This is a genomic window from Luteibacter sp. RCC_6_2, from assembly GCF_041360655.1.
Taxonomy (GTDB): Bacteria; Pseudomonadota; Gammaproteobacteria; order Xanthomonadales; family Rhodanobacteraceae; genus Luteibacter.
Map to the genome: position 1 here is coordinate 76,220 of NZ_JBFUPQ010000005.1, position 23,085 is coordinate 99,304.

Consider the following 23,085-nt stretch of genomic DNA (forward strand, 5'->3'; position numbering starts at 1 on the left):
TCAACCGGCCTGCGTGGCGGCGGCTTCCGGCGCGGCGGTCCGGCGGCGCGGCGCAGCCGGACGCGGGGCCGAGAGATCGTCGAGCAACGCCGTGGCTTCCTTTTCCATCTGCACGACGTAACCGCCCACCTTCGAGCGGAAATAACGGTGCAGCACGTACGCGGGAATGGACACCACCAGGCCGAAGGCCGTGCAGATCAGGGCTTCGCCGATGCCGCCGGCCATCTTGGTTGGATCGCCGATGCCGCCCGCCATCACGTTGAGGAACATGCGGATCAGGCCGATCACGGTACCCAGCAGGCCCAGCAGCGGGCCGATCAGGGCGATGGTGCCGAGGGTGTTCAGGTAGCGCTCCATGCGGTGGACCACATGGCGGCCGGTGTCCTCGATGCGTTCCTTGATCAGTTCGCGCGGACGGTCGCGCACGGCCAGGGCGCCGGCGAACAGCTCGCCCAGCGGCGAACCCTTCTCCAGGGCGGCGAGATGGGTGGCGTCGAGCTTCGACGAACGGGCCCATTCACGGACCTCGGCGCCCAGCCCCGGCGGCAGCACGGCCGCGCGGCGCAGGGCCCAGAAGCGTTCCAGTACGATCGCCAGCGCCGCCAGCGAACAGATGAGGATCGGCAGCAATGCCCAGCCGCCAGCCAGAAGGATCTCGAGCACGTGAACCCCGGGAGTACCAAAAAGTCAGGCGGGCATCATAGCAGGGCCCGCGATCCGGACTGAGGCGGCCTTGGCAGTCCGGGCGCGAGCCCTCTCCCTATGCCGTCGTCATGGCGCCAACAGCTCCAGTTCGGCCACGCTGCTCGGAGCCGCCCCCTCGAAGGTCAGGCGATAGCGGCTGTACGCGGCCGGCTGGGCCACCGTGAAGGCCCGGGTCTGCCGATGCCAGGGGAAACGTTCGTCGCGACGCTCGTCCAGGGTGGTCCAGTGCTTGCCATCGGCCGAGCCCTGCAAGGTCCATCGCGACGGCGCGGCGGCGGTAGCCGGCGAGGTCACTGTATAGACCGTGACGCCCACCGGTTTGTCCAGGCGATAGGCGATGACGGACTTGCCCGCCGGCAACGCGAACTCCGTGGACGAATCGTTATCCGCCACCGCGGTGAGCTTCGCGTCCTTCTTGCCGTCGAGGGTGACCGCGTCGGCCCGCGTCACGTCGCGCAACGGCGCCGGCTTCGAGCCTTCCGCCGTGAGCGAAGCAGGCAAGGCGTCGGCACCGGTGCCCCAGGTCGAAGGCTTGGGACCCATCTCGAAGTCCAACGTCGCACCCTTCGCGAGCAAGGCGTGCGGGAGGCTGAGTTTGTTCCACGGCTGCCCGTCGACCTTGAGCGACTGCACGTAACGGTTGGTGTCGCTCACGCCCGGCGCGCGGATGTCGATCTTCGCGCCGCCTTCCAAGGTGATGACCATGTGCGGGAAGTGCGGCGCGCCGATCGCGTACTCCGGCGTGCCCATGCGCAGGGGATAGAAACCCGCCGCGCCGAACAGCCACCATGCCGACATCTCGCCGTTGTCCTCGTCGCCCGGATATCCCTGGCCGATCTCGCTGCCCACGTAGAGGCGCGACACCGCGTCGCGCAACTTGTCCTGCGTCTTCCACGGCTGGCCGGCCTCGTCGTACATCCAGATGATGTGGTGCGAGGGCTGGTTGGAATGGCCGTACTGGCCCATGCGCACGTCGCGTGCCTCAAGCATCTCGTGGATCACGTCGCCGTAGTCGCCCACGTCGAATTTGCCCGGCGTGGAGAAGAACTCGTCGAGCTTGGCGCCGAGCGCCTCGCGCCCGCCATAGAGCGCGGCGAGGCCGGCACCGTCCTGCGGCGCGTGGAAGGCCATGTTCCAGGCATCGGTCTCGGTGTAGTCGCCGCCCCAGCGGATCGGACTGAAATCCTTCGCATCCCAACGCCACTTGCCGGCGGGATCGCGGGCGACGAAGAAGCCGACGGCGGGATCGAAGAGGTTCGCGTAGCCAAGGGCACGCGATCGGTACCACACCGCGTCGTCCCCATAAGAGCCGTAGCCGTCGCCGGAAGGCGGCGCCTTCGCCAACGCGGCGGCGAGGTTGCCGATGGCGAAATCGTTGATGTATCCGTCCATCGACCAGGACAGGCCTTCGGCGACCTTGTCGTCGGTGTAGCCGTTGAACAGAGAGCGTTCGATACCCTTGCGGCCGGCACCCTTCACATCGCTGACACTGGAGGCGTTACGGATCGCCGACTGGTAGAACGAGGCCACGTCGAAGTTACGTACACCCTTCAGCCACGCGTCCGCGAAGGCGACGTCGGAGCTGGTGCCGACCATGAGGTCCGCGTAACCCGGCGACGACCAGCGCGCGATCCATCCTCCGTCGCGGTATTGCTGCACGAAGCCGTCGATCATCCGCCCGGCTTCCGTCGGCGTGAACAGCACGTACGCGGGCCAGGCCGTGCGGTAGGTATCCCAGAACCCGTTGTTGACGTACGGCTGGCCATCGACGATGCGTGCGCCGGTGTGCGTCGGCGTGTTCTCGCCGACGGGCGCGGAGAACGGGCTCGCGTAACGCCACACCGGCTTTTCCTTGCTTCCGGTGTTCTCGTATGCCTGGTTGGGGTAGAGAAACAGACGGTACAGGTTCGAATAGAGGATGGTGCGCTCGTCGCGCGTGGCACCTTCCACGGCGATCATGCCGAGGCGTTCGTCCCATGCCTTGCGGGCGCGTTCGCGCACGCTGTCGAAGCTGTCGGTGGCGGCGATTTCCTGGACGAGGTTGGCCTTCGCCTGGTCTACGCTGATGAGCGAGGTGGCGATGCGCATCGTCACCGTCTTGCCGCCCTTCCTGGCGGTGTCGAAGCCGAACCAGGCCGAGGCGGCGTCGCGCTTCTCACCGGTCAGGCGGCCACTTTCGGTTACCGGCTTGTCGAACTCGGCGTAGAAGAACAGACGGGTGGCCCCCGTGGAGAGGCGGCTCTTCACGTCGGACCAGCCCTGGATCGCCCGGTGTTCCGGATCGAGCGTCACCGACGCATCATCGTTGAGGTTGTCGAAGATCAGCTGCGAGCGCTTTTCCGTGAAGGTGAAACGGAACATGGCGGCATGATCGGTCGGCGTGATTTCCGTCATTACGCCGTTGTCGAAGCGCACGCGGTAGTAATCCGGATGCGCCACCTCGGCGTCGTGGCCGAACGAAAGCGCACGCGTCTCGCGCTTCAACGGCGGTGCGCCCGAAGCCACCTGGGAGGGCATCACCTGGAAGGTCTGCCGTTCACCCATCCACGGGCTGGGCTCGTGCGACAGGCCGAAGGCCTCGATACGCGGACGATTGTCGTCGCCGTTGCGCTCCTGGTACTGGTAGATCCAGTTCGAGCCGGCGTTCGTGGTCGGCGTCCAGAAATTGAAGCCATGCGGCATCGCCACGGCGGGGAAGTTGTTACCGCGCGAGAAATTGGCGTTGGCGTTGGAGCCACGGCGGGTATCGACGTAATCGGTGGGATGGGAGCTGGCGATATCCTTGACCGCGCCGATGCGGACATCGTCCACATAGCCTTCGAAGGCCTTGCCCGCCGGCGCATCCGCCGTCAATTCGATCGCACGCACGCGACGTCCCTTGGCCACCGCGCCGAGATCGACGCTCACGTAGTTCCACTGGTCCGGATAGAGCACGCGCCCTTCGCCCTGCCCCTTCGCGGTGGCAGGCACGCGATGCTGGTCGCGCGCGCCGGTCGCGGAAAGCCGCGAACCGTCGTCGAAGACGAGATCCACGCTCACGTAGTTGGCCGGGTTCGCCAGGTCGTCCTTGTTGGAACGCGGGAACACCAGCCACGAGAGCGTCGTGCCGTCGGCGACGCGAAGATCGGTGTCGAACAGCTTCGCGGTGACCGGCGATCCGGTCGAGGTACCGGCATACCGCAGCGAATGGGTGCCGGTGAAACCGACGTTCGCCTTGGCGGTGAGCACCGCCTCGGCGGGCGGTCCTCCCACGATCTGGATATCGAGACCGCCTTGCGGGTTGGCGGCAAGCGTGGGATTTCCTTTCTCGAACGAACTGTCGAAGCCCTGGGTGGCCGCAAGGGCCCCCACGGGTACCACCACAGACGCCGTCGCCAGGGCGAGCACCGCCCTACCCCAACCGTGCTTGGATACCGTCACGCGTCGATCCCCTCGTTTGCGGAAGCGGCATTTAAATCGTTCTAAATTCAAAATGTCAAACGGCGGTGCAACACGGCACGGCGAATCAGCCCACCAGGTCCAGCCAGCCGAACATCGAGGCTCCTTCGATGGAACGGACGACTTCCAGGCCTCCGGATGAGGTCGACTGGTACTGGATGATGTCCTTCTCGATGTACTTTTCCATGTAGATACCCGTGCGGTCGAAGCGGTTGTGCTCCCCGAGTTCCGGGCGAAGGCGGTGTGAATCGATGTCTCGCTGCAACGACATGAAGCGGGTCGTGCGACCGACGGTCGCTTCCAGACCCGAATAGTCGCGCGACCAGCCGTTATCTCCGTAGCCGTCGCCAATGCGACGGAAGACGCCTTCCTCGTCTATCCGTCCCCGTTCCGTGTCGAAGGTCTTGACCACTCGATCGTTGAAAGCAGCGGCCCGCTCGACCAGAAGCTTGTCGCCGTTGAACGATTCCTCGAGCCAGATGACGGAGCGGTCATCCAGTTTGGCATCCACCACCTTGAGCCGCCCCTGATCATGGATCAGGTCGTAGCTGCCCTCCGTGATATCCGGGCGAAGGAGCTTCATTCTTTCCAGCACGTCATCGAGTCGCTCGGCGAAGCTCTCGAAGTCCTTGCCGAGATTGCCATAGTTCCACATGAGCGGTTCGGTACGTGGCGATGGTTCGACGCGCCAGGGAAGCGGGTATCTGCTTTCCTCGACAACCGGTGCGGGAGCCCGTGGCGCGGATGCCAACGGACCCATGCCGCCCAGGTACGAGCCTGCGGATGAAATGATCATGGCCGGGCTCCCCGGTAAGACTCCCTGCATACATGAACAAAATGGGCCGTGGCGATGCGTCCCGCGGCGATGATTCTCACTTTCGCATGAGGTACGAAGGTGACGTCCCAATACTCCGGATGGTTCGACGTACGATGGACCAGCAAGGGCCCCTGTATTCCCGTGCCGCGACATGCCGAGAGCGGAAGCCGAACCCGGGCCTGACCGAGACCATTGGACGTTACTTCAGTGCGGCCCGTTCGTAACGCCGGATCGGGCGCGGCGCCGTCGTATGCCTCGATTATGAAAGGTATGCCGGGCAAGGGCACCTGTTTTCCGGAACCATCGTATAGGGCTATCGACACCTCCATCTCACGTGCGGCGTTCGCGCCTCCGGGCACGAGATGGGTGATGCGCTCGTTGCTGATAAAGCCGGTGATTTGCGGCTGCAGCTGGAGCTCGGTTGCCGAGACACTACCAACAGCACAGATCGCGGCGAAAATGCCGACGCTAACGCGGTGAACGTGATTCATACGAGGACTCGCTCATGAGTGGGTCCTAGAGCCTAGGTGCCGCTGGAGCGGCGATCTGCCAGAGGCGGCCATCGCTTCGTGTAAGTCGACATGGGGGACGTGTCAGATCGTCCGCTCACTCATGCCAGTAGCGACGCCTCGGACGTCGCCACTCCCTTTCCACATGGGGGGGCGCGTTCGCGGGAAAATCGATGCGTACGGCACCGCTGCGGTTCGTCACGTAGACATCGATACCCATGGCGGCGTGCCGGTCGACGATCGACGGATGGGGATGCCCGAAACGGTTGCGCCAGCCCGCCGAGGCGATGGCGAGCTTGGGTCGCACGGCCCGCAACCACACGGTGTCGGACGAATGGCGGCTCCCATGATGGGCGATGGTGGTCACCGTCGGTAATGGCGACGCCAGCGATGCCACCGTCATGAGGCGTTCGGCCTTGTTGCCCAGATCCCCAGTGAGGAGAAGACGGCCCGACGTGCCCTCCACGGCGAGGACGCATGAGCGGTCGTTGCCGCTCGTCTTGCCGGCCTTCGGCGCAGGGACATCGACAAAACGAAATGTCACCCCATCCCATGACCAAGTCGTACCTGGTACACACCGTTCGGCTTCGAAGCGAAGTCGCCAGGGCTCGCCGGATAGCCGCGCGGCTCGCGGGTAACGCGTCACGATGGACGTGGCGCCCCCTGCGTGGTCGCTGTCGCCATGGCTCACCACGAGCGTGTCCACGGGATCGACGCCAAGTGCGGTGACGGACGGAAGGACGATGCCCGCGCCGGCGTCCTGCCCGCCGGCATAGGCCGGCCCCGCGTCGTATACCAGCGTATGCGACCGCGTTCTCACCAGCACCGCGAGTCCCTGCCCCACGTCCAGCACCCACGCGCGGAACGCGCCATGAGTTGGGGCGTCACGTGGTGGCAAGACCAGGGGCAGGAACAGCAATGCGCCATAACTTCGCAGTGGTACCCCGCGCGGAGCGAACAGCCATGCCGCTCCACATGTCGCCAGGAGCATCGGCGGCAAGCCGCTTTCGGCGACGTTCAAGCGTGCGCCCGGCCAATCGGCCATCGTCGCGAGTAGACGCCATTGCCACGAAAGCACCCACGCGGCCGGAGCGAGCAGGAACTCGGAAAAGGTGGGCCACCCAAGCACGACGCAGCCACACAGGACCAGCGGCACGACGATGAAACTGACCAGGGGCGCGGCGATGAGGTTTGCCACGAAGCCCACCAGCGACGCGCTCCCGAACAACCATAGCGACATCGGCAGCAAGGCGATGCTCATGGCCGCCTGCGCCCGCAAGAGAGCGCCCAGCCAGCCGCGCCATCCAGTTGCACGAGGCGTCACGCACAGCATGAGAAATCCCACGCCACCGAAGGACAGCCAGAATCCTGGTGCGAGTACCGCTAGCGGATCGACGATGAGAACCGCCAGCAAGGCAAGCGCAAGCAACGACGTTCCGCTAGCGCGGCGGCGTCCGAATCCAGCCAGCACGACGATGGCGATCATCAGCAAGCTTCGGATCGTCGGCAGCCCCAGGCCAGCCAGGGCGCCGTAGGCCCCCGCGACAAACAACCCCGCCGCCGCTTGCGCCATCTGCCGCGGCAACCTCAACGCGAGCCAGGGTAGGCAGGCATAGAGCAGGCGCGCCAACAACACGCCACCACCCGCCGCGACGCCGACGTGGAATCCTGAAATCGCGATGAGGTGCGATACGCCCGTCGCCCGCGCGATGTCCCAATCGGCGGCGTCGAGGCCACGGGTATCGCCGATGGCCAGCGCCTTGAGGATACGGGCGTCGCGGACGCCGACACGCGCGTCGAGTGCTTCGCCGATACGGTCGCGCCAGCCGTCGATACAGGCCGGGGAGGAAAGTCTCGTGTTCCCCTGCCCTGCGCGGACATAGCCGGTGGCGACGATACGCCGCTGCAACGCCCCGCGTTCCGTGTCGCCGCCACCCGGGTTCAGCGTACCTCGCGGCCGGCGCAAGCGTACCGTGAGGCGCCAACGCTCGCAGGTCTTCGGTGGCGCCGCCGCGCGATACCAGGTGAGGCGCAGCCGTCCTCGCGGCGCATCGGCGGCGTCTTTGTCCGGCACGAAGACGAAGGATGTGTCGGCGCCGATACGGCGAGGCAAGTCCACGACATGGCCTGTGACGGTGACATCCTCGCCATCGCGCGCGGTCGCCCACCGCGCGTCCATCGCGAGGGCGCCGTGGATGGCGGACCAGGCGGCGAACATCAGCAGGACGGCAGGGAGGCGAATCCATGTGTTGCCTGCACGCAGGGCGACGGCGAACGCGAGCACGCCCATGACGGCGGACAGTTTCCAGGGCGGGAGCCATGCCAGTCCTTGCATGGCGGTGCAACCGATGGCGGCGGTCACGGCTAGCGTGACGATGGAAACGGGGGAGCGGAGCACGGCCGGTCGCCTGCGCGGAGTCGGCCTTCAGGCTAGGGGGTTATGGGGTTCGTGCGGGTCGATGGTGTGTGTGGGGGTAGGGTGTGGCGTGAGGCGAGGTTTTATCGCCGACAGGGTCGGCTCCCACCCAGATTGCGAACGCCGCAATCTGTCAGTCGGTGTCGCTGCGGAAGCGGCTGCGGTCGCGGCCGGTGCCTGCCTGGCGGACCGGGGGTGCGCTTCGCTGACCCGACGACGACGGAGGTCGGTGATCGCCATCGCCGCGGTTTCCACCGCCTTGCCAGCCGCCGGGACGGCCGTCGCCTCGCGGCGGGCGGTTCCCAGCCTGGCCATCGTCTCTCGGGGGACGGTTGCCGCCCTGCCAGCCGCCACCGCGCGGCCCACGATCACCATCGTTGTCACGGGGACGGTCGTTTCCACGCCAGCCACCGGGCGGGCGGTTGTTGCCTTGCCAGCCACCCGGCGGACGGTGATCGCCCCCGGGGCGTCCATTCCAGTCGCCACGCGGTGGCGGACGGCCGTGCCAGTCGCGATCGCGCCGGTAGTACCGGCGATCGTCGTCGCGGTCGTACCAGACCGTGCCGACGGTGACGCCGGAGTAGCAGCAACCGGGGCCATAGCCGCCGCCGTAATAACCGTAGCCAGGATCATAGACACCCGGGGAAACCACCGTCGTCGTTTCTTCGCCGTAGTACGCGTCGGCGCCCGAACCGTTACGGACATAGCCGTAGTCCGGATCGTAGTAACAACCCGCGAGTGGCAGGCAGGCCGCTAGCGCGAGGATCAGTGAATGCGCACGACGCATGGAGGTTCTCCGGGTGACGGCTCGACACTGCGCTCGCGCGATTGAACGGCCGCTAAAAAGAAAAGGCCGCACGAAGCGGCCCTTCCCTTTCATTCAGCTTTCACGCTCAGCCCTTGTTCTTCTGCTGATCGCCGCGTTCATGGGAGGCGTTCGCGTGGCTCGCCTCGGGCGAGGGAGCCTTCGGCGCCGGATTGGGTTCGTCACCCGGCTGGATGTTCGGCGCGCCTGCGGCGTGCTGATCGCCGCTTGGCCAGCTTGGCGGTTGACGGTCGCGTTCGCGCTTCGCGTCGAGCAACGCCTGGATATGCGCCACCGCCTCTTCCTGGCTGATGTGCTGGACCGGGGCGTCGGTTGCCGCGGGTGCCTGTGCCACCGGGGCGGGCTTCGGACGCGGCTTGGCTGCCGGCTTCGGCTTTGCCTTAACCGGCGCGGTCGCGGGTGCGGGCGCCTGGGCGATGGCCGTCTTGCCGCGAGGCGTCTTGCTCGCTGTGGTGCGCGATGGCGAGGCCTGCCCTGCCGAAGGGGCGGGTGCCTTGCGCGCCGGGGTCTTCCGACTGGCCGTCTTGGGTGCGGCGGACTTGCTGGCGGCAGTCTTACGGGTCGAGCTCTTCGCTGCGCCGCTGCGTGCCGGCGACTTCCGGGCCGTCGTCTTCGTGCTGGTTTTCTTCACCGCCTTACGGGCGGCGGACTTGCGTGCGGGGGCCTTCGTGGCCGCCTTCTTGACGGCCGTCTTGCGCGCGGGCGACTTCCGGGTGGCGGCCTTCCGGGCGGAGGTTTTCTTCGCGACCTTCTTGGCTGCCTTCTTGGCGGCAACCTTGCGCGCCGGGGCCTTCTTCGCCGCCGACTTGCGCGCCGATGTCTTCTTCGCCGGCGTCTTCTTCGCGGAAGCCTTCTTCACGGAGGCCTTCTTCGCTGCCGGACGGACGGTCTTGCGGGCGGTCTTCTTCGTGGCGGCGCGGACGCCTGCCTTCTTCGCGGCGGTCTTACGGGTAGCCGCCTTTTTCGTAGCCGTCTTCTTGGCCGCGGACTTCTTCGCGGCGGACTTTCGGGTCGTAGCCATGCGTTCATTCCTCCTGCGGTAGTAGCCGACGCGAACCACCCCACCGGGGAAACCCGCGTGCATGCCGGACGACGTCGTTGCGATCAGGTTTTCGTTCCGGTCGGTCGCATGATGTAACAGCCGTCGTCCGAAGTCACATGAATCTATCGGAAAAATTCAGGTTCGCGCATCACAACCGCGGTTGCGTCAACGATGCGACGAAGGTGAGCAGCACCGCCGGCTTCAACGCCACGGTGAAGATCACGCCATACAGCGCACCCCACAGGTGCGCGCTGTGGTTCACGTTGTCGCCGCCGCGCTTGTCCATGTAGATCGAATATGCGACGAACAACACGCCATACAGGATCGCCGGCATCGGCACGATGATCAGGTATATCCGCGACCACGGGGCCAGCAGGATGAAGGCGAAGAGGATCGCCGAGACGGCGCCCGAGGCACCCAGGCTGCGATACGCCGCGTTCCGCCGGTTCGCCATGTAGGAAGGCAGGATCGAGAAGACCAGGGCGCCGATGTAGAAGGTGAGGAAGCCCAGCGGGCCCATGGCGGCGGTGAAGAACTGTTCCATGATGCGCCCCGCGAAATACAGCGAGATCATGTTGAAGAACAGGTGGCCGCCGTCCGCATGCACCAGGCCGTAGGTGACGAGCCGGTAGTACTCGCGGCTGCGGCTGAGGGCCGGTGGCCAGAGGATGAGGTCGTCCAGCAGGCGCTGGTTGCGGAAAGCGACGATCGAGACCACACAGGTCACGAGGATGATAAGCAGCGTGATCATGCCTTGAAACAGCGTCCTTACGCGTCGAGCCAGCGCGCATCTTGGCGGTATCTCGCGCGGATGTCGAATGCCGCCGCACCTCCCGTTCGGGCTTTGGACGGCTATCATGACGGTTCCCCCCGTTTCCCCGGCCCCACCGAAATGCCTTCTATCCGTTACAAGCAGCTCGACGTCTTCGCCGCCCGTCATGGCGGCGGCAACCCGCTCGGCGTCGTGATCGACGCGGAAGGCTGGTCGGACCGCCGCATGCAACGCTTCGCCCACTGGACGAACCTGGTCGAGACCACCTTCCTGATGCCGGCGCGTGCGGAAGGCGCCGGCTACCGCGCCCGGATCTTCACCCCGACCAAGGAAATCCCCTTCGCCGGCCATCCCACCATCGGCAGCGCGCATGCTGCGCTCGATGCGGGCCTGGTCGCGCCGGATGCCGCCGGCATCATCTGGCAGGAGTGCGGTGCGGGCGTCCTGCCCATCCGCGTGGAAGGTCATGGCCCGCAACGCGAACTGTTCGTTCAATCGCCCAAGGCGCGCATCGTCGGCGACGCCTCGTGCGGCGGCGAGACCTTGTCGGCCGTGCTCTATGGCGTGAAGCCCGGCACCCTGCCCCCGGCCTGTGTCGAAGGCGGCCGCCGCTGGTGGGTGGCCGAGTTCGCCGACGAAGCCGAACTGCGTGGATGGCGTCCCGACCACGCCGCCATCCGAGCGCTGGCCCTGGCCACCGATACGCTGGGCCTTTGTGTCTTCGCACGCTCGGCCGAAGGTCTGGCCGTGCGCGCCTTTCCCGCGGGCGTGGGCATCGTCGAGGACCCGGCCTCCGGCGCGGCGAACGGCCTGATCGCCGCCTACGTGGCCGCGCGTGACACGACCGGCTCGCTCGCCAAGGGCTATGTCGTGAGCCAGGGCCGCGAGGTGGGGCACGACGCGCGCATCATCATCCGCATCGACGGCGACGCGGTGTGGGTCGGTGGGCGCACCAACACCATCATCGACGGCCACGTGGACTGGCAGGACCTCTGACCATGCGGATCTGGGTCGATGCCGACGCTTGCCCGAACGTCATCAAGGACATCCTGTTCCGTGCCGCCGATCGCGAACAGGTCGAGGTGACGCTGGTGGCGAACCAGTGGATCCGGACACCGGCTTCGCGTTTCGTTCGTTCGATCCAGGTGCCGGGCGGGTTCGATGTCGCCGACGACGAGATCGTGCGCCGCGTCGAGCCGGGCGACCTCGTGGTCACCCAGGATATCCCGCTGGCGTCCTTCGCCATCGAGAAAGGCGCGCTGGCGTTGCATCCGCGCGGTGAGATGTTCACCCGGGACACCATCGCCGCGCGGCTGTCGATGCGCAATTTCATGGAAGAACTGCGCGGTTCCGGCGTCGACACCGGTGGCCCCGCCACGATGCATCAGCGCGATCGCCAGGCCTTCGCCAACGAGCTGGACAAGTGGCTCGCGCGACGCCGATCGGCGCTCCGCTAGAACACCAGGTGGAAGCCGACCCTGTCGGCGAAGGGTGCTTGCCGCAACCTGGCCCGCTGCCGCGGGATCGCCGACAAGGTCGGCTCCCACCAGGCCGCCGCGAGCGGATGGGATATCAGGCGCCGGCTGCCTCGTCCAGCTTCAAGGTCAGGCATTTCGCCGCCCCGCCGGACTTCATGAATTCGTCGAGGGCCACCTCGATCACCATGAAACCCGCGCCCTCCAACCGGGAGCGCAAACCGGCGCTGGCGCGGTTGAGGATCACCACGCGGCCGAGGTTCACCGCATTGCAGGCGAAATCGAGTGCGTCATGCTCGTCGACCACGATCCGCTGGCCGGGCGGCACGTGTTGCTCGATCGAGGCCAGCGCCGCCGCGTCGAACGCCGCGGGGAAATACAGCGTGTAGCCGTCGGCCAGGGGACAAAAGCAGGTATCGAGGTGGTAGAAGCGCGGATCGGCGAGCTTCAGCGGCAGCACCTCGACATCGAGCAGGCGTGCCAGCGCCGGGGCGGCGGCAGGGTCCGAGCGATGGCCGTGGCCCATCCAGAGGCGGCGGGCGACGCCACGGTCGAACAAGGCATCGCCGGCACCCTCGAAGAACACGTCACCGGGCAGTTCCACGATGTCGAAGCCGTGGCGTTCGAACCAGGCGCGATCGTGGGGTTCCTCGCCTTGGCGCTCCGCATACCGGAAGCGGCTGGGTACGAAGGTGTTGCCGAAGACCAAGCCCGCGTTGGCGGTGAACGTCATGTCCGGCCACCCCTCCGCCGGCGGCTGCTGGACCACGTCGGCATGGCGGGAGACCGTGTCGCGGAGGGCGTCCCACTGGCGCTGGGAGCGCTCACGGCTGGTGTCGTGGACGTGGCCGGTCATCCATGGATTGATGACGTAGCTGACCTCGAAGAACGTGGGGGCGCACATCAGTATCCGCATCGTTTCTGCCATGGACGGTGCACGCCTTTATGGGGGAACGAGCCCCATCATGGCAGAAACGCGCGCCGGGCCGTCAGTGCAGCCTGGCGCAGATGCTGGTCACCGTATCCGCGGAAAAATGCAGTTCCTTCAAGGCCTCTTCGAGCGATTCGAGCGAATTCGCCTCGCTTTCCACCTGCTCGCCCACGCTGCTCGGGGAGACGTGGACGAAGGTCTTGCCATCCTGGTAGGCGATCCCTTCGTCGTGGACATTCTGCTTGGTAAGCACCTTGTAGGTTCCGTCGCCGGATTCTTTCACCGTGATCGAGCGGCCTTCGTGCTGGCCCTCGTACACCGTCTTCCAGGTTGCCGACATGACATCCATCCGTAAGCCGCACAACAGCGTGCGGGACCGATTGTCACGGACCCGCCGGGCTAGCGATTGTGAAGACGTGCGTAAAAGCGGTCTAACGCTTCAATCCTTCAGGTTTGCCCGGGCCGCGGCCACGCGTGCCATGCCCGCCCAATCCAGGTCGCCATCGCCCGCGCCCAGCGCCTCGAGCATCGCGTCGTGCATCACGCTGGCGAACGGCATGGGCACCCGCTCGGCCTCGGCCGCCGCGCGGGCCAGGCCGATGTCCTTGAAGCCCAGGCTCATCTTGAAGCCGGCTGGCGTGTACTTCTGCTCCGCGATCATCCCGCCGTAGATCTTGTAGATCGGCGCGGCGAACAAGGTGCTGGACATCACCTCGAGGAAATCCTTTGCGGATACGCCGTGGGCACGGGTGAGCGTGGTGGCTTCGGCCATGCTCTCGATCGCCGCGCCAATCAGGAAGTTGCCGCCGATCTTGACGATGGTGGCGCGCACCGGGTCGTCCCCCATCGGCCAGACCTTCTGGCCCAGCAGGTCGAGCAGGCCCGAAACCTTCGCCATCGCCTCGGGCTTGCCGGCGGCCACGATGTTCAGTTCGCCCGCCGCGGCGACCGCGGGCCGGCCGAAGACCGGGGCGGCCACGTAGCCGAGGCCACGCGACTCGTGCGCCCCGGCGAGCTCACGCGCCAACGCGACGGAGATGGTCGCGTGGTTCACGTGCACGGCGCCCTGGGGCAGCGCGTCGAGCACCCCGCCGTGCAGGATCACTTCGCGCACGGCGGCGTCGTTCGCCAGCATGCTGTGCAGCACCTCGACGCCCGCGGCGGCCTCGGCCGGCGTGGCGGCGACCTTCGCGCCCTGCTCCGCCAGCGGCGCGGCCGCTTCCGGGGAACGGTTCCACACCGTCACCTCGTGCCCCGCCTTGATCAGGTTGCCGGCCATGCCGGCGCCCATGCTGCCCAGACCGATGAAACCGATACGCATGTTCTTGCTCCGTGTCAGACGGCCAGGCCGGCGGCGTGGCCGGAGGCCCAGGCCCATTGGAAGTTGTAGCCACCGAGGTGGCCGGTGACGTCGAGTACCTCGCCCACGAAGTAGAGCCCCGCGTGGCGCCGGGACATCATCGTGCTGGAGGAAACCTCGTCGGTGTCGACGCCGCCGAGGGTCACCTCGGCGGTGCGATAGCCTTCGGTGCCGCTCGCCACGAGTGGCCAGTCGGCCAACTGTGCGCCTATCTCGTTCAATTCGGCGTCACGGAACTGGCGCATCGGCCGGTTGGGCAGCCAGACCTCGCAAAGGCGTTCGGCGAGGCGGCGCGGCAGCAGGCCGGAGAGCACCGTCTTCAATTCCGCGGCGGGACGCTCCGCGCGCCCTTCCCGCAGGGCTTGCACGGCGTCGAGGCCGGGCATGAGGTCGAGGCGCAGGTCCGTGCCGGGTTCCCAGTACGACGATACCTGCAGGATGGCCGGGCCACTGATGCCCCGGTGCGTGAAGAGCATGGCGTCGCGGAAGGAGGCGCCGTTCGCACGGGCCTCCACGGGCAAGGCCACACCCACCAATCCCTCGAAGCGCTCCTGGTGCTTGCCGCTCAGCGTGAGCGGCACCAGGCCGGCACGCAGCGGCAGCACCGCGTGGCCGAACTGTTTCGCCACCTCGTAGCCAAAACCGGTGGCGCCGAGGCTGGGAATCGACAGGCCACCGGTGGCGATCACCAACGATTCCGCACGCACGTGGCCCAGCGGCGTTTCGCAGGCGAAACCGCCGGCGGTGGCGGCGCGCAGGCGCGAAACGGCGCAGCCGGTCTCCACGCGAACGCCCACCGCCGCGCATTCGTCGAGCAGCATGCGCACGATCTGCTTGGACGATTCGTCGCAGAACAGCTGGCCCGGCGACTTCTCATGCCACGCGATACGGTGCCGGTCCACCATGGCGATGAAATCCCACGGGGTGTAGCGCGCCAGAGCCGACTTGCAGAAATGGGGGTTGGCCGAGAGGAAATTGGCCGGCGTGGTGGCGGTATTCGTGAAGTTGCAGCGGCCGCCGCCGGACATCAGGATCTTCTTCCCGGCACGGTTGGCATGGTCGAGCACGAGCACGCGCCGCCCACGGGCACCCGCGACGATGGCCGTCATCAGGCCCGCCGCGCCCGCCCCGACGACGAGGACGTCGTATTCCATGCTTCGTATCCGCCGCGCAAACGCACATGGTAACGCCCTCGCGTAAACTTGGTCATCGATCCCCTCGACAAGGACCCACCCATGCCCTCCTTCGATATCGTCTCGGAAGTCGACACCCACGAGCTCACCAATGCCGTGGACCAGGCCAACCGCGAGGTCACCACGCGCTTCGACCTGCGCGGCACGTCCGCCAAGTTCGAGCTCGACGAGAACGTGATCACGCTCAAGGCCGACAACGAGTTCCAGCTGGGCCAGCTCACCGATATCCTCCGCGCCCGCCTCTCGGCCCGCGGCATCGACGTGCGCGCGATGGATTCGGGGAAGGTCGAGACGAACCTCGCCGAGGCGCGGCAGAAGGTCACGATCAAGCAAGGCATCGAACAGCCGGTGGCGAAGAAGATCGTCGCGAAGATCAAGGAGGCCAAGCTGAAGGTGGAGGCCCAGATCAACGGCGAGAAGATCCGGGTTACCGGGAAGAAGCGTGACGATCTGCAGACTGCCATGGCGATGCTGCGCAAGGCGGATGTGGAGGTGCCGTTGCAGTTCGAGAATTTCAGGGATTGAGGGGAATTTTGAGGGTTGAGGGGGCGGGCCGCGCTGCCGCGCGGATCGCCGATAAATCGGCTCCCACATCGCCGACGGGGTCCGCTACCACCAGGGCATCGCTGCTGAAGCGGCTTCCCACCCGGTAGTCGTTCCTCGGTGGTCCCTGTGGGAGCCGATTTATCGGCGATCCGCGGCAGCGGGCCAGGCAGAGGCAAGCACCCATCGCCGCTGAAGCGGCGATTACAACCCCGCGATACGGCTACGGTTGCGCCCTTCGTTCTTCGCCTCGTACAAGGCCTCGTCCGCCCGGCCCAGCAGGGAATTCAACGATTCCGGCGCGCGCCACATGGCCACGCCCGCGCTCACGGTGATGCGGATGCGGTAGTCGCCATGCGCGATCACCATCGCACCCAATGCATGGCGGACGCGCTCGGTGATATCCAGCGCGTGCTCCGCCAGCGCGCCGGGCAGGCAGAGGATGAATTCCTCGCCGCCGAAGCGCCCGGCGAGATCGTCCGCGCGGCACATCGACGAGATCACCCGCATGGTCTCGCGAATCACCGTATCGCCCGCCAGGTGACCATAGGTGTCGTTCACCGCCTTGAACTCGTCGATGTCGATGAGCACGAGGCTGAAGGGAATGCCATCGTTGGCCGCGCCCTGGCGCACCCGCTCGGCTTGCTCCAGGAAACGCCGGCGGTTGAGCGAACCGGTGAGTTCGTCCGTACCGGCGAGATGGTCGAGCCGCTCGTTGGCCGCCTTCAGGTCGCGCGTGCGTGCGTCGACCTGCGCCTGCAACAGCTGCGCGCGCCGGCGCAGGTACAACGTGCGCAGGTACACCAGCCCGAAGAACGCCAGCACGCCCAGCGCGATGCCGGCCAGCAGGGTCCACGGGCTCTCGTACCAGCGTGGGGTCACCGTCACGCGGATCGAGGTTTCGACCGTCCGCGCATCGAGGCCACGCATCGTGGCGCGCAGGCGCAAGGTATACGTGCCACTGGCGAGGTTGGTATAGATCGCGCTGGGCGGAATGCCTCGCGGCACTTCGTTCCAGGCCCTGTCCGCCTCGTCCATGCGATACGCATAGTGCGTTTCCAGCGGTGCGCGGAAGTCGAGCAAGGCGAAGTCCACGCGCATGTTGCGCCCGTCGCCATCGAGGACCACCCGGCCGCCTTCGCCAGGCACCTTGTCCAGCGGCAACGGCTTTTCGTTGACCGAGACCTGGGTGATGGCGAGACGCGGCGGCGCCACGGAGGGAGCCACCCAGTACGGCCGCACGACGGTCAGGCCGCCCAGGCCACCGAACATCAACTCGCCACCGGGCGCTTCCGCGGCCGCGCGATGGATGTAGCTGGGAATGCGCAGGCCGTCGCGGATGCCGAGGTCGGCCACGCGATGGCTGGCTGAATCGATCATCGCCACGCCGTTGGCCATCGAGGCCCAGACACGGTCGTCGTGGTCGATCAGCAAGGCGTTGATCTTGGTGTTGGACAAGCCCTCGCGCGCGCCGATCAAACCGAAGCGGAAGGGCCCGCGTGGCTTGAACGCGTCGAGGTAAGCGATGCCGCCGAACGTGCCCAGCCAGAGCCGGCCGTGCGAATCGAACACCATCGAGCCGGTGTAGTCCTGCGGCAGGCTCGCGGGATCGGCGGGATCGTGACGCAGGTTCACGAAGCCCTTCTCGCCATCGTAGGCGATGCTGATGCCGCTGATGGTGGCGAACCACCACGCCTCCGGCATGCGCACGATGAAGCGCACCTGGTCGCCCACGAGGCTTTTCGGGTCGGCGTCGTCGTGACGCATCTGCGTGAGCGTGCCGTGCAGCGTGTCGTAGCGGAACAGCCCGTCGTAGCCGCCGATCAGGATGTCGTCGCCGTCGCGCTGCATCGACAGGATCAGGCGGCCGTCGAGGTTCGGGATCATCGAACTCTTCAGCTCGAACGTATCGGGGTCGATGCGCGAAATGCCTTGCGCACCCGCCCAGATGGAACCGTCGGGCGCCACCACGAAAGCCTGCACGTCGCGCTCGGCCTGCTCGCCACCGAGTTGCAGGTGGTGCATCGTGCCCTTGCCGAGGTCGAGCACGTCGATGCGGCCCATGCCGAGACCGAGCCAGACGCGTCCACGCGGGTCCACGAACACCGAATGCACGTTGGCATTGGACAGCGTGTGCGTCTCCAGCGGCGAAGGCAGCACCGAGAACACCTTGCGCCCGTTCGGATCGTAATGCGCCGCGCCGAGTTCCGTCGCCACCCAGATGTTGCCCGAGGTGTCCTGGAAGATGTCGCGCGTGATGTCGCCGGGCAGCGACGACGGCATCGCTGCGTCGTGGCTCAGCGTGCGCAGCCGCCCGGTGTTGAAATCGTAGGTGACCACGCCGGCACCGTCGGTGGCGGCCCAGAGCACGCCTTGCGGCGTCTCGTGCAAGGCGCGCACGGTACGGCGGTGGGCCAGCCCGCCCTTGCCGGAAAAGCCCGGCACGAGGTGGCCCTGGCCCTTCGCATCGATGTAGAACGCCCCGGACTGCCCCGTGCCGACCCACAAGCGGCCACGGCTGTCCTGCAACAGCGCCCATACCTGGTCGTGGAGGATCTCGTCGACCGCCGGGTCGTTGGAGCGCACGCGTTCGAAGTGGCCTCCGGGACGGCGCATGAACAGGCCGTTGTCCGCACCCGCCCAGACATTGCCGGTCTTGTCCTCGGCTACCACGAAGGTGCGCGGCAGCATGTCCTTCGCGTCCCCCGCGGTCACCGACTCGTGGGTGATCCGGCCGCTGGCGAGGTCGAGCCGGTCGACGCCGCCTTCCGTGGCGACCAGGAACTCGCCGCGCTCGCGTGCACGCGCGATGGAGAACACCTTGCCGCTGGACGTGCCGCCCGGTCCGACCGGGTACACGTGGAAACGCATCGTGGAGGGATCGAAGCGCACGAGGCCACCGGCGTTCGTGCCGATGAGCAAGCCGCCATCGTCCAGCGGCATGAGTGCGCGCACGTAGGAATCGGGCAGCACGGCGCCGGCGTACGAATCCGGCTCCTGGCCGAATACCTGCATGCGATAGCCGTCGTACCGCACCAGGCCGCCGAAGGTGCCTATCCAGATGAGGCCCCGGGTGTCCTGCACGATCGCGGTGGTGGTGGAATGCGGCAGGCCATCGGCGACACCGACCGTATCGAACCAGACCGATTCGTAGACCGCCCACGGGTCCACGCCCACGCTGGGCGCGACCTGGGCCGGCGCCGTCGCGGCGAAGCAGCACAACGCCGCCGCGAGGACGATCAGACAGGCTCGAAGGCGCGGGAAACGAGCGGGCCGCGTCGGGCGGTCAGCCAGCATAGGCCACGTTCGGATCGAGGTAGCGACTGAAGGCGGCGGCGGTCATCGGCCGGGCGAAGAAATAGCCCTGCCCGATGTCGCACCCGAGGTCGCGCAACCAGTGCGCCTGGGCCTCGGTTTCCACGCCCTCGGCGATCGTACGCATGTTCAGTTTCTTGGCGAGGCCGACGATGGCCTCGGTGATTTCGCGGTCGGCCAGGTTCAGCGTGCTGCCACGCACGAACGACTGGTCGATCTTGATCGTTCCCACCGGCAGTTCGCGAAGGTGGCTCAGGTTCCAGTAGCCGGCGCCGAAGTCGTCGATCAGCAGGTCGAAGCCGTGCGAGCGCAGCTTCACCAACTGGCGCATGGTTTCTTCCGGCTGGCGCATCGCGGTGGATTCGGTGAGCTCGAAGCGTATCCGCATCGGGTCGACCCCGTACGAGCGCACCGCGCGGTGCAAGGTGTCGACGAAGGCGGGCCGCGTGAGTTCCTGCATCGACAGGTTGATCGCCACGTAATCGACCTGGATACCGGCGGCGTCCCAGGTCTTCAACTGGCCCAGCACCTCGCGCAACACGTACTCACCCAGGGCATGGATGAGGCCGGAGCGCTCGGCGATCGCCACGAAGACGGTCGGCGGCACGTCGCCGCGCGACGGATGGCGCCAGCGGGCCAGCGCTTCCACGCCGGCCAGGGTGCCGTCGCGCAGGTTGCGCTTGGGCTGGTATTCGACGGCGAGTTCGCCCGCCTGCAAGGCTTCACGCAACTCCACCGTGAGGGCCAGGCGCTCGCGTGCCTGCTCGAGCATGCCTTCCTCGTAGAAACGGAAATCGGCCTTGCCGGTTTCCTTCACCGCGTACATCGCGGCATCGGCATTGCGAATCAGGGCGGATGCCACGTCGCCGTCCTGCGGCGCCACGGCCACGCCGATGCTCGGGCTCACCGCCACGAGCTGGCCGGACACGTTCACCGGCTTGGACACCAGATCGAGCACCTTGCGGCAGACCCGGATCAGGTTCTCCATGCCGCCATACCCCTGTACCACCACCACGAACTCGTCGCCGCCGAAACGGGAAACGGTATCGCGTTCGCGCACGCTGCTGCGCAGGGAGGTGGCGACGGCGCGCAGGAAGGTATCGCCCGCCTCGTGGCCCAGGGTGTCGTTGATGGCCTTGAAGCCGTCGAGGTCGATGAACATCACCGCCAGGGGACCCGTCTGCGGTGCCGCCAGTGCCTGCTCGAGCTCGCGCATGAGGTAGGCGCGGTTGGGCAGGCCGGTCAGGGTGTCGTGATAGGCGTGAAAGGCCAGCGCACGGCTCGCCTGCTCCCGGGGGTCCTTGAGCTTCGCGTGGAGGCGCCGACGCTGGCCGACCAGCCAGGCGATGGCCACCGCGGCCAGGGCACACACGACGATGAGCGCCACCATCCAGCCGAGCCCGGCGCCGACCGTCCCGAACGTGTCGCAGCGGGAGACCTCGCCGGGCCCGGACACGGACCAGCGGGCACACTTCGATGCGACAAGATGGATGCCGCCCTCGACGCTACGATGTGTCAGCACACCACGCTCCGGTCCTGCTCCCGGGAGACTGAATTAACGGCCACCACCGCCCCCGACTTTAGCGTTACATGCATCGCATGATGCTGGGTCGGCGGAAAAACGCAAATCCGCCGATCGGCACTCGCGGGCCCGGCCGGCCCCTGGCGTCTACTTGTCTCCCACCGACAGATAGCGGTCGAACCAGGCCAGGGCACGGGCCAGCACGTCGCGACGGCTGGCGTCGCGGGCGAAGCCATGGCCTTCGCCCGGATAGACCACCAGGGACGTCGGCACGCCCTGGGCCCGCAACGCGTGCCAGAACTCGAACGATTGCGGCGCCGGCGTTTCCGCGTCGCGCTCACCCACGACCACGAGGGTCGGGGTCTTCACCTGCTTGATGAAATTGATCGCGGAGCTCTTCGCGTACACGCCCGGATCGTCGTAGACCGAGGCGCCGAAGAAAGGCTTCATCCACTGGTCGATCAGGTTCTGGCCGTAATAGCTCTGCCAGTTGGAGATGCCGGCGCCGGCGACCGCGGCACGGAAGCGCTGTGTCTGGGTCACGCCGAACATCGTCATGAAGCCACCGTAGCTCCAGCCGGTGAGGCCCAGACGCCGGTCGTCCACCGGGTGGCTCTTCTCGATCGCGTCGACGCCAGCCAGCGCGTCGCGCAGGTCGCCATAGCCGAAATCCTTGCGATTGGCCTGCACGAAGGCCTCACCCTGCCCATAGCTGCCGCGCGGATTGGGCATGAACACGAAGTAGCCCAGCGCCGAGAGCGGCGCCCCGCCATAACCCACGCCCGGCCAGCGCGGCGTCACCGCGGCCGCCGGGCCGCCGTGGATCGAGACGATCATGCCGTAGCGCTTCTTCGGGTCGTAGTTGGCCGGATACAGCAACCAGCCCTGCACGTCGTGACCTTCGTTCTTCCAGGCGATCGACTCGGCCTTTCCCCAGGAAGGTTTCAACGCGGCGTTGAACGTGGTGACCGCCTTGGGCACCGATTGTCCGTCCAGACTGGCGACCTGCACTTCGAAGGCCTTTTCGAACGAACTGGCGATGAAGGCGGCCTTGCTCGCGCCGGTGTTCACCGAGAGCGACATCGACAGGCGCCCGTCGCCGATCGTCATCGGCAGTTCGAACACGGTGGTGGCCGTGGCGGAACCGCTGGCGGGCACCGTGTAGCTCGAAACCCGGCTTGCGCCGGCGGCATGTTCGCCGACCAGCAGGCGATCGGGCGCGGTCCATGCCAGCCACGCCGGCGTGGTCGTCACGCCGGGCGTCACGTCGACCGGCTCGGCGCCGCCCGCGGCCGGCACCATCCAGATGTCGCCGCCGGTCGATCCCTGGTCGCTCATGAGGCCGCCGATGAAGGCGACCCGCGATCCGTCCGGCGAGAAGCGCGGCACAGCCACCTGCAAGTCCTTGAGTGGACCGGAAAGCGCCACCGTATCCACGAGGGTGACCGCCTGCGCGCCCGGCGTGGCCGGTTGCGCATAGAGCTTCGCCACCCACCAGTTGTTGTCGCCGGGCGGCGGCGCCGCGACGTAGGCGATCCGGCCGCTATCTGCCGAAAACGCGAATTCATAGACGTGGAGGCCTGCCGGGGTCAGCGTGCGGATGGCGCCTCCGGCGGCGTCGACGCTGGCGACCTGCTGCACCTCGATGCCTTCGACGCCCACTTCGCCCAGCTGTGGCTTGGCGGCCGCGGTGGCGCTGGCGCGGCGGGTGGCATTGGGCACGTAGAGGAAGGCCAGGGCCTTTCCGTCGGGCCGCCATTCCAGGCCATCGATGTAGCCGGTGAGATGCGTGATCCGCCGTGGCGGCGTCTTCTTGGCGATGTCCAGCACGTAGATATCGTTCTGCTTGCCCTCCTCCACGCCCGGCGCCTTGCCGGCGCAATCGGAGAGGAAGGCAAGATGTTGCGAATCCGCCGCCCACGCGACGGAGATTTCGCTGCAGCCCTTGCTCGCCGTGATGCGATGGGCGTTACGTCCATCGGCATCGGCCACCTCGATCACCGGCTTGCCGTTGGTTTTCACCGCCCACGCCAGATGCTTCGCATCCGGCGACAAGGCCACGGATTCGATCGTGCGCACCTTGGCCAAGGCGTCGAGGATCGCGGCGATGCGCGGGTCATCCGCGGTTTTCGCGGGTGTGTCGGCAAAGGCTTGGCCCGCGCAGGCGAGCGCGACGGCGGCGGCGATCCACTTCGTACGCATGGGTGACCCTGGATGTATG

At 66.9% G+C, this 23,085-nt stretch carries 18 protein-coding genes; 3 read left to right on the forward strand and 15 right to left on the reverse strand.

Going from position 1 to position 23,085, the window contains the following annotated elements; genetic code table 11:
- From AB6730_RS06665 to AB6730_RS06700, 8 genes are all read right to left on the reverse strand, one after another.
- A complete protein-coding gene (locus AB6730_RS06665; RefSeq protein WP_371022876.1) occupies nucleotides 1–663 on the reverse strand; it encodes a MotA/TolQ/ExbB proton channel family protein in 663 nt (220 codons plus the stop codon).
- A gap of 108 nt (nucleotides 664–771) precedes the next feature.
- Nucleotides 772–4,125 carry a GH92 family glycosyl hydrolase gene (locus tag AB6730_RS06670; protein ID WP_371022877.1) on the reverse strand — a complete coding sequence of 1,118 codons (3,354 nt, stop codon included), beginning with the start codon at nucleotides 4,123–4,125 and terminating at the stop codon, nucleotides 772–774.
- Between the two features lie 85 nt (nucleotides 4,126–4,210).
- Nucleotides 4,211–4,939 (reverse strand): hypothetical protein, encoded by a 729-nt coding sequence (locus AB6730_RS06675; RefSeq protein WP_371022878.1) that lies wholly within the window; start codon nucleotides 4,937–4,939, stop codon nucleotides 4,211–4,213.
- Complete coding sequence (locus AB6730_RS06680) at nucleotides 4,936–5,451, reverse strand: hypothetical protein (protein ID WP_371022879.1); 516 nt, start codon at nucleotides 5,449–5,451, stop codon at nucleotides 4,936–4,938. The genes AB6730_RS06675 and AB6730_RS06680 overlap by 4 nt, the downstream gene beginning before the upstream one ends.
- Before the next feature lie 115 nt (nucleotides 5,452–5,566).
- Entirely contained in the window at nucleotides 5,567–7,867 is a 2,301-nt protein-coding gene (locus tag AB6730_RS06685) for a DNA internalization-related competence protein ComEC/Rec2 (protein ID WP_371022880.1), read from the reverse strand.
- A gap of 151 nt (nucleotides 7,868–8,018) precedes the next feature.
- On the reverse strand, nucleotides 8,019–8,672 hold the full coding sequence (locus tag AB6730_RS06690) for a hypothetical protein (RefSeq protein ID WP_371022881.1): 654 nt from the start codon (nucleotides 8,670–8,672) through the stop codon (nucleotides 8,019–8,021).
- A gap of 106 nt (nucleotides 8,673–8,778) precedes the next feature.
- Nucleotides 8,779–9,795, reverse strand: a complete 1,017-nt coding sequence (locus AB6730_RS06695; protein ID WP_371022882.1) for a histone H1-like repetitive region-containing protein — start codon at nucleotides 9,793–9,795, stop codon at nucleotides 8,779–8,781.
- A 106-nt stretch (nucleotides 9,796–9,901) separates the two neighbouring features.
- A complete protein-coding gene (locus AB6730_RS06700; protein WP_371022883.1) occupies nucleotides 9,902–10,504 on the reverse strand; it encodes a rhomboid family intramembrane serine protease in 603 nt (200 codons plus the stop codon).
- Nucleotides 10,505–10,645: 141 nt separating this feature from the next.
- Here AB6730_RS06700 and AB6730_RS06705 point away from each other — a divergent pair, with 141 nt between their 5' ends.
- Nucleotides 10,646–11,521, forward strand: a complete 876-nt coding sequence (locus AB6730_RS06705; protein WP_371022884.1) for a PhzF family phenazine biosynthesis protein — start codon at nucleotides 10,646–10,648, stop codon at nucleotides 11,519–11,521.
- A 2-nt stretch (nucleotides 11,522–11,523) separates the two neighbouring features.
- Nucleotides 11,524–11,982 carry a YaiI/YqxD family protein gene (locus tag AB6730_RS06710; RefSeq protein ID WP_371022885.1) on the forward strand — a complete coding sequence of 153 codons (459 nt, stop codon included), beginning with the start codon at nucleotides 11,524–11,526 and terminating at the stop codon, nucleotides 11,980–11,982.
- A gap of 115 nt (nucleotides 11,983–12,097) precedes the next feature.
- Here AB6730_RS06710 and AB6730_RS06715 read toward each other — a convergent pair whose 3' ends face one another.
- The 4 genes from AB6730_RS06715 to AB6730_RS06730 all read right to left on the reverse strand — a co-directional run bounded on the left by AB6730_RS06715 (nucleotide 12,098) and on the right by AB6730_RS06730 (nucleotide 15,445).
- Nucleotides 12,098–12,928, reverse strand: coding sequence for a dimethylarginine dimethylaminohydrolase family protein (locus AB6730_RS06715; protein WP_371022886.1), 831 nt, complete (start codon nucleotides 12,926–12,928; stop codon nucleotides 12,098–12,100).
- Between the two features lie 61 nt (nucleotides 12,929–12,989).
- The gene (locus AB6730_RS06720) at nucleotides 12,990–13,271 is read right to left on the reverse strand and encodes a hypothetical protein (RefSeq protein ID WP_371022887.1); all 282 of its coding nucleotides are present in this window, start codon (nucleotides 13,269–13,271) and stop codon (nucleotides 12,990–12,992) included.
- 99 nt (nucleotides 13,272–13,370) lie between these two features.
- Nucleotides 13,371–14,252, reverse strand: a complete 882-nt coding sequence (locus AB6730_RS06725; protein WP_371022888.1) for an NAD(P)-dependent oxidoreductase — start codon at nucleotides 14,250–14,252, stop codon at nucleotides 13,371–13,373.
- Between the two features lie 14 nt (nucleotides 14,253–14,266).
- Nucleotides 14,267–15,445, reverse strand: coding sequence for an NAD(P)/FAD-dependent oxidoreductase (locus AB6730_RS06730; protein WP_371022889.1), 1,179 nt, complete (start codon nucleotides 15,443–15,445; stop codon nucleotides 14,267–14,269).
- A gap of 81 nt (nucleotides 15,446–15,526) precedes the next feature.
- Between AB6730_RS06730 and AB6730_RS06735 the strand changes: the two genes are divergently transcribed.
- On the forward strand, nucleotides 15,527–16,009 hold the full coding sequence (locus AB6730_RS06735) for a YajQ family cyclic di-GMP-binding protein (protein WP_371022890.1): 483 nt from the start codon (nucleotides 15,527–15,529) through the stop codon (nucleotides 16,007–16,009).
- A gap of 222 nt (nucleotides 16,010–16,231) precedes the next feature.
- Here the strand turns inward: AB6730_RS06735 and AB6730_RS06740 are convergent, their stop codons facing one another.
- The 3 genes from AB6730_RS06740 to AB6730_RS06750 form a co-directional block, all read right to left on the reverse strand.
- Complete coding sequence (locus AB6730_RS06740) at nucleotides 16,232–19,324, reverse strand: diguanylate cyclase (RefSeq protein ID WP_371022891.1); 3,093 nt, start codon at nucleotides 19,322–19,324, stop codon at nucleotides 16,232–16,234.
- Nucleotides 19,314–20,864, reverse strand: a complete 1,551-nt coding sequence (locus AB6730_RS06745; RefSeq protein ID WP_371022892.1) for a putative bifunctional diguanylate cyclase/phosphodiesterase — start codon at nucleotides 20,862–20,864, stop codon at nucleotides 19,314–19,316. Before AB6730_RS06745 ends, AB6730_RS06740 begins: the two co-directional genes overlap by 11 nt.
- 147 nt (nucleotides 20,865–21,011) lie before the next feature.
- A complete protein-coding gene (locus AB6730_RS06750) occupies nucleotides 21,012–23,066 on the reverse strand; it encodes a prolyl oligopeptidase family serine peptidase (RefSeq protein WP_371022893.1) in 2,055 nt (684 codons plus the stop codon).
- Nucleotides 23,067–23,085 lie beyond the last annotated feature (19 nt).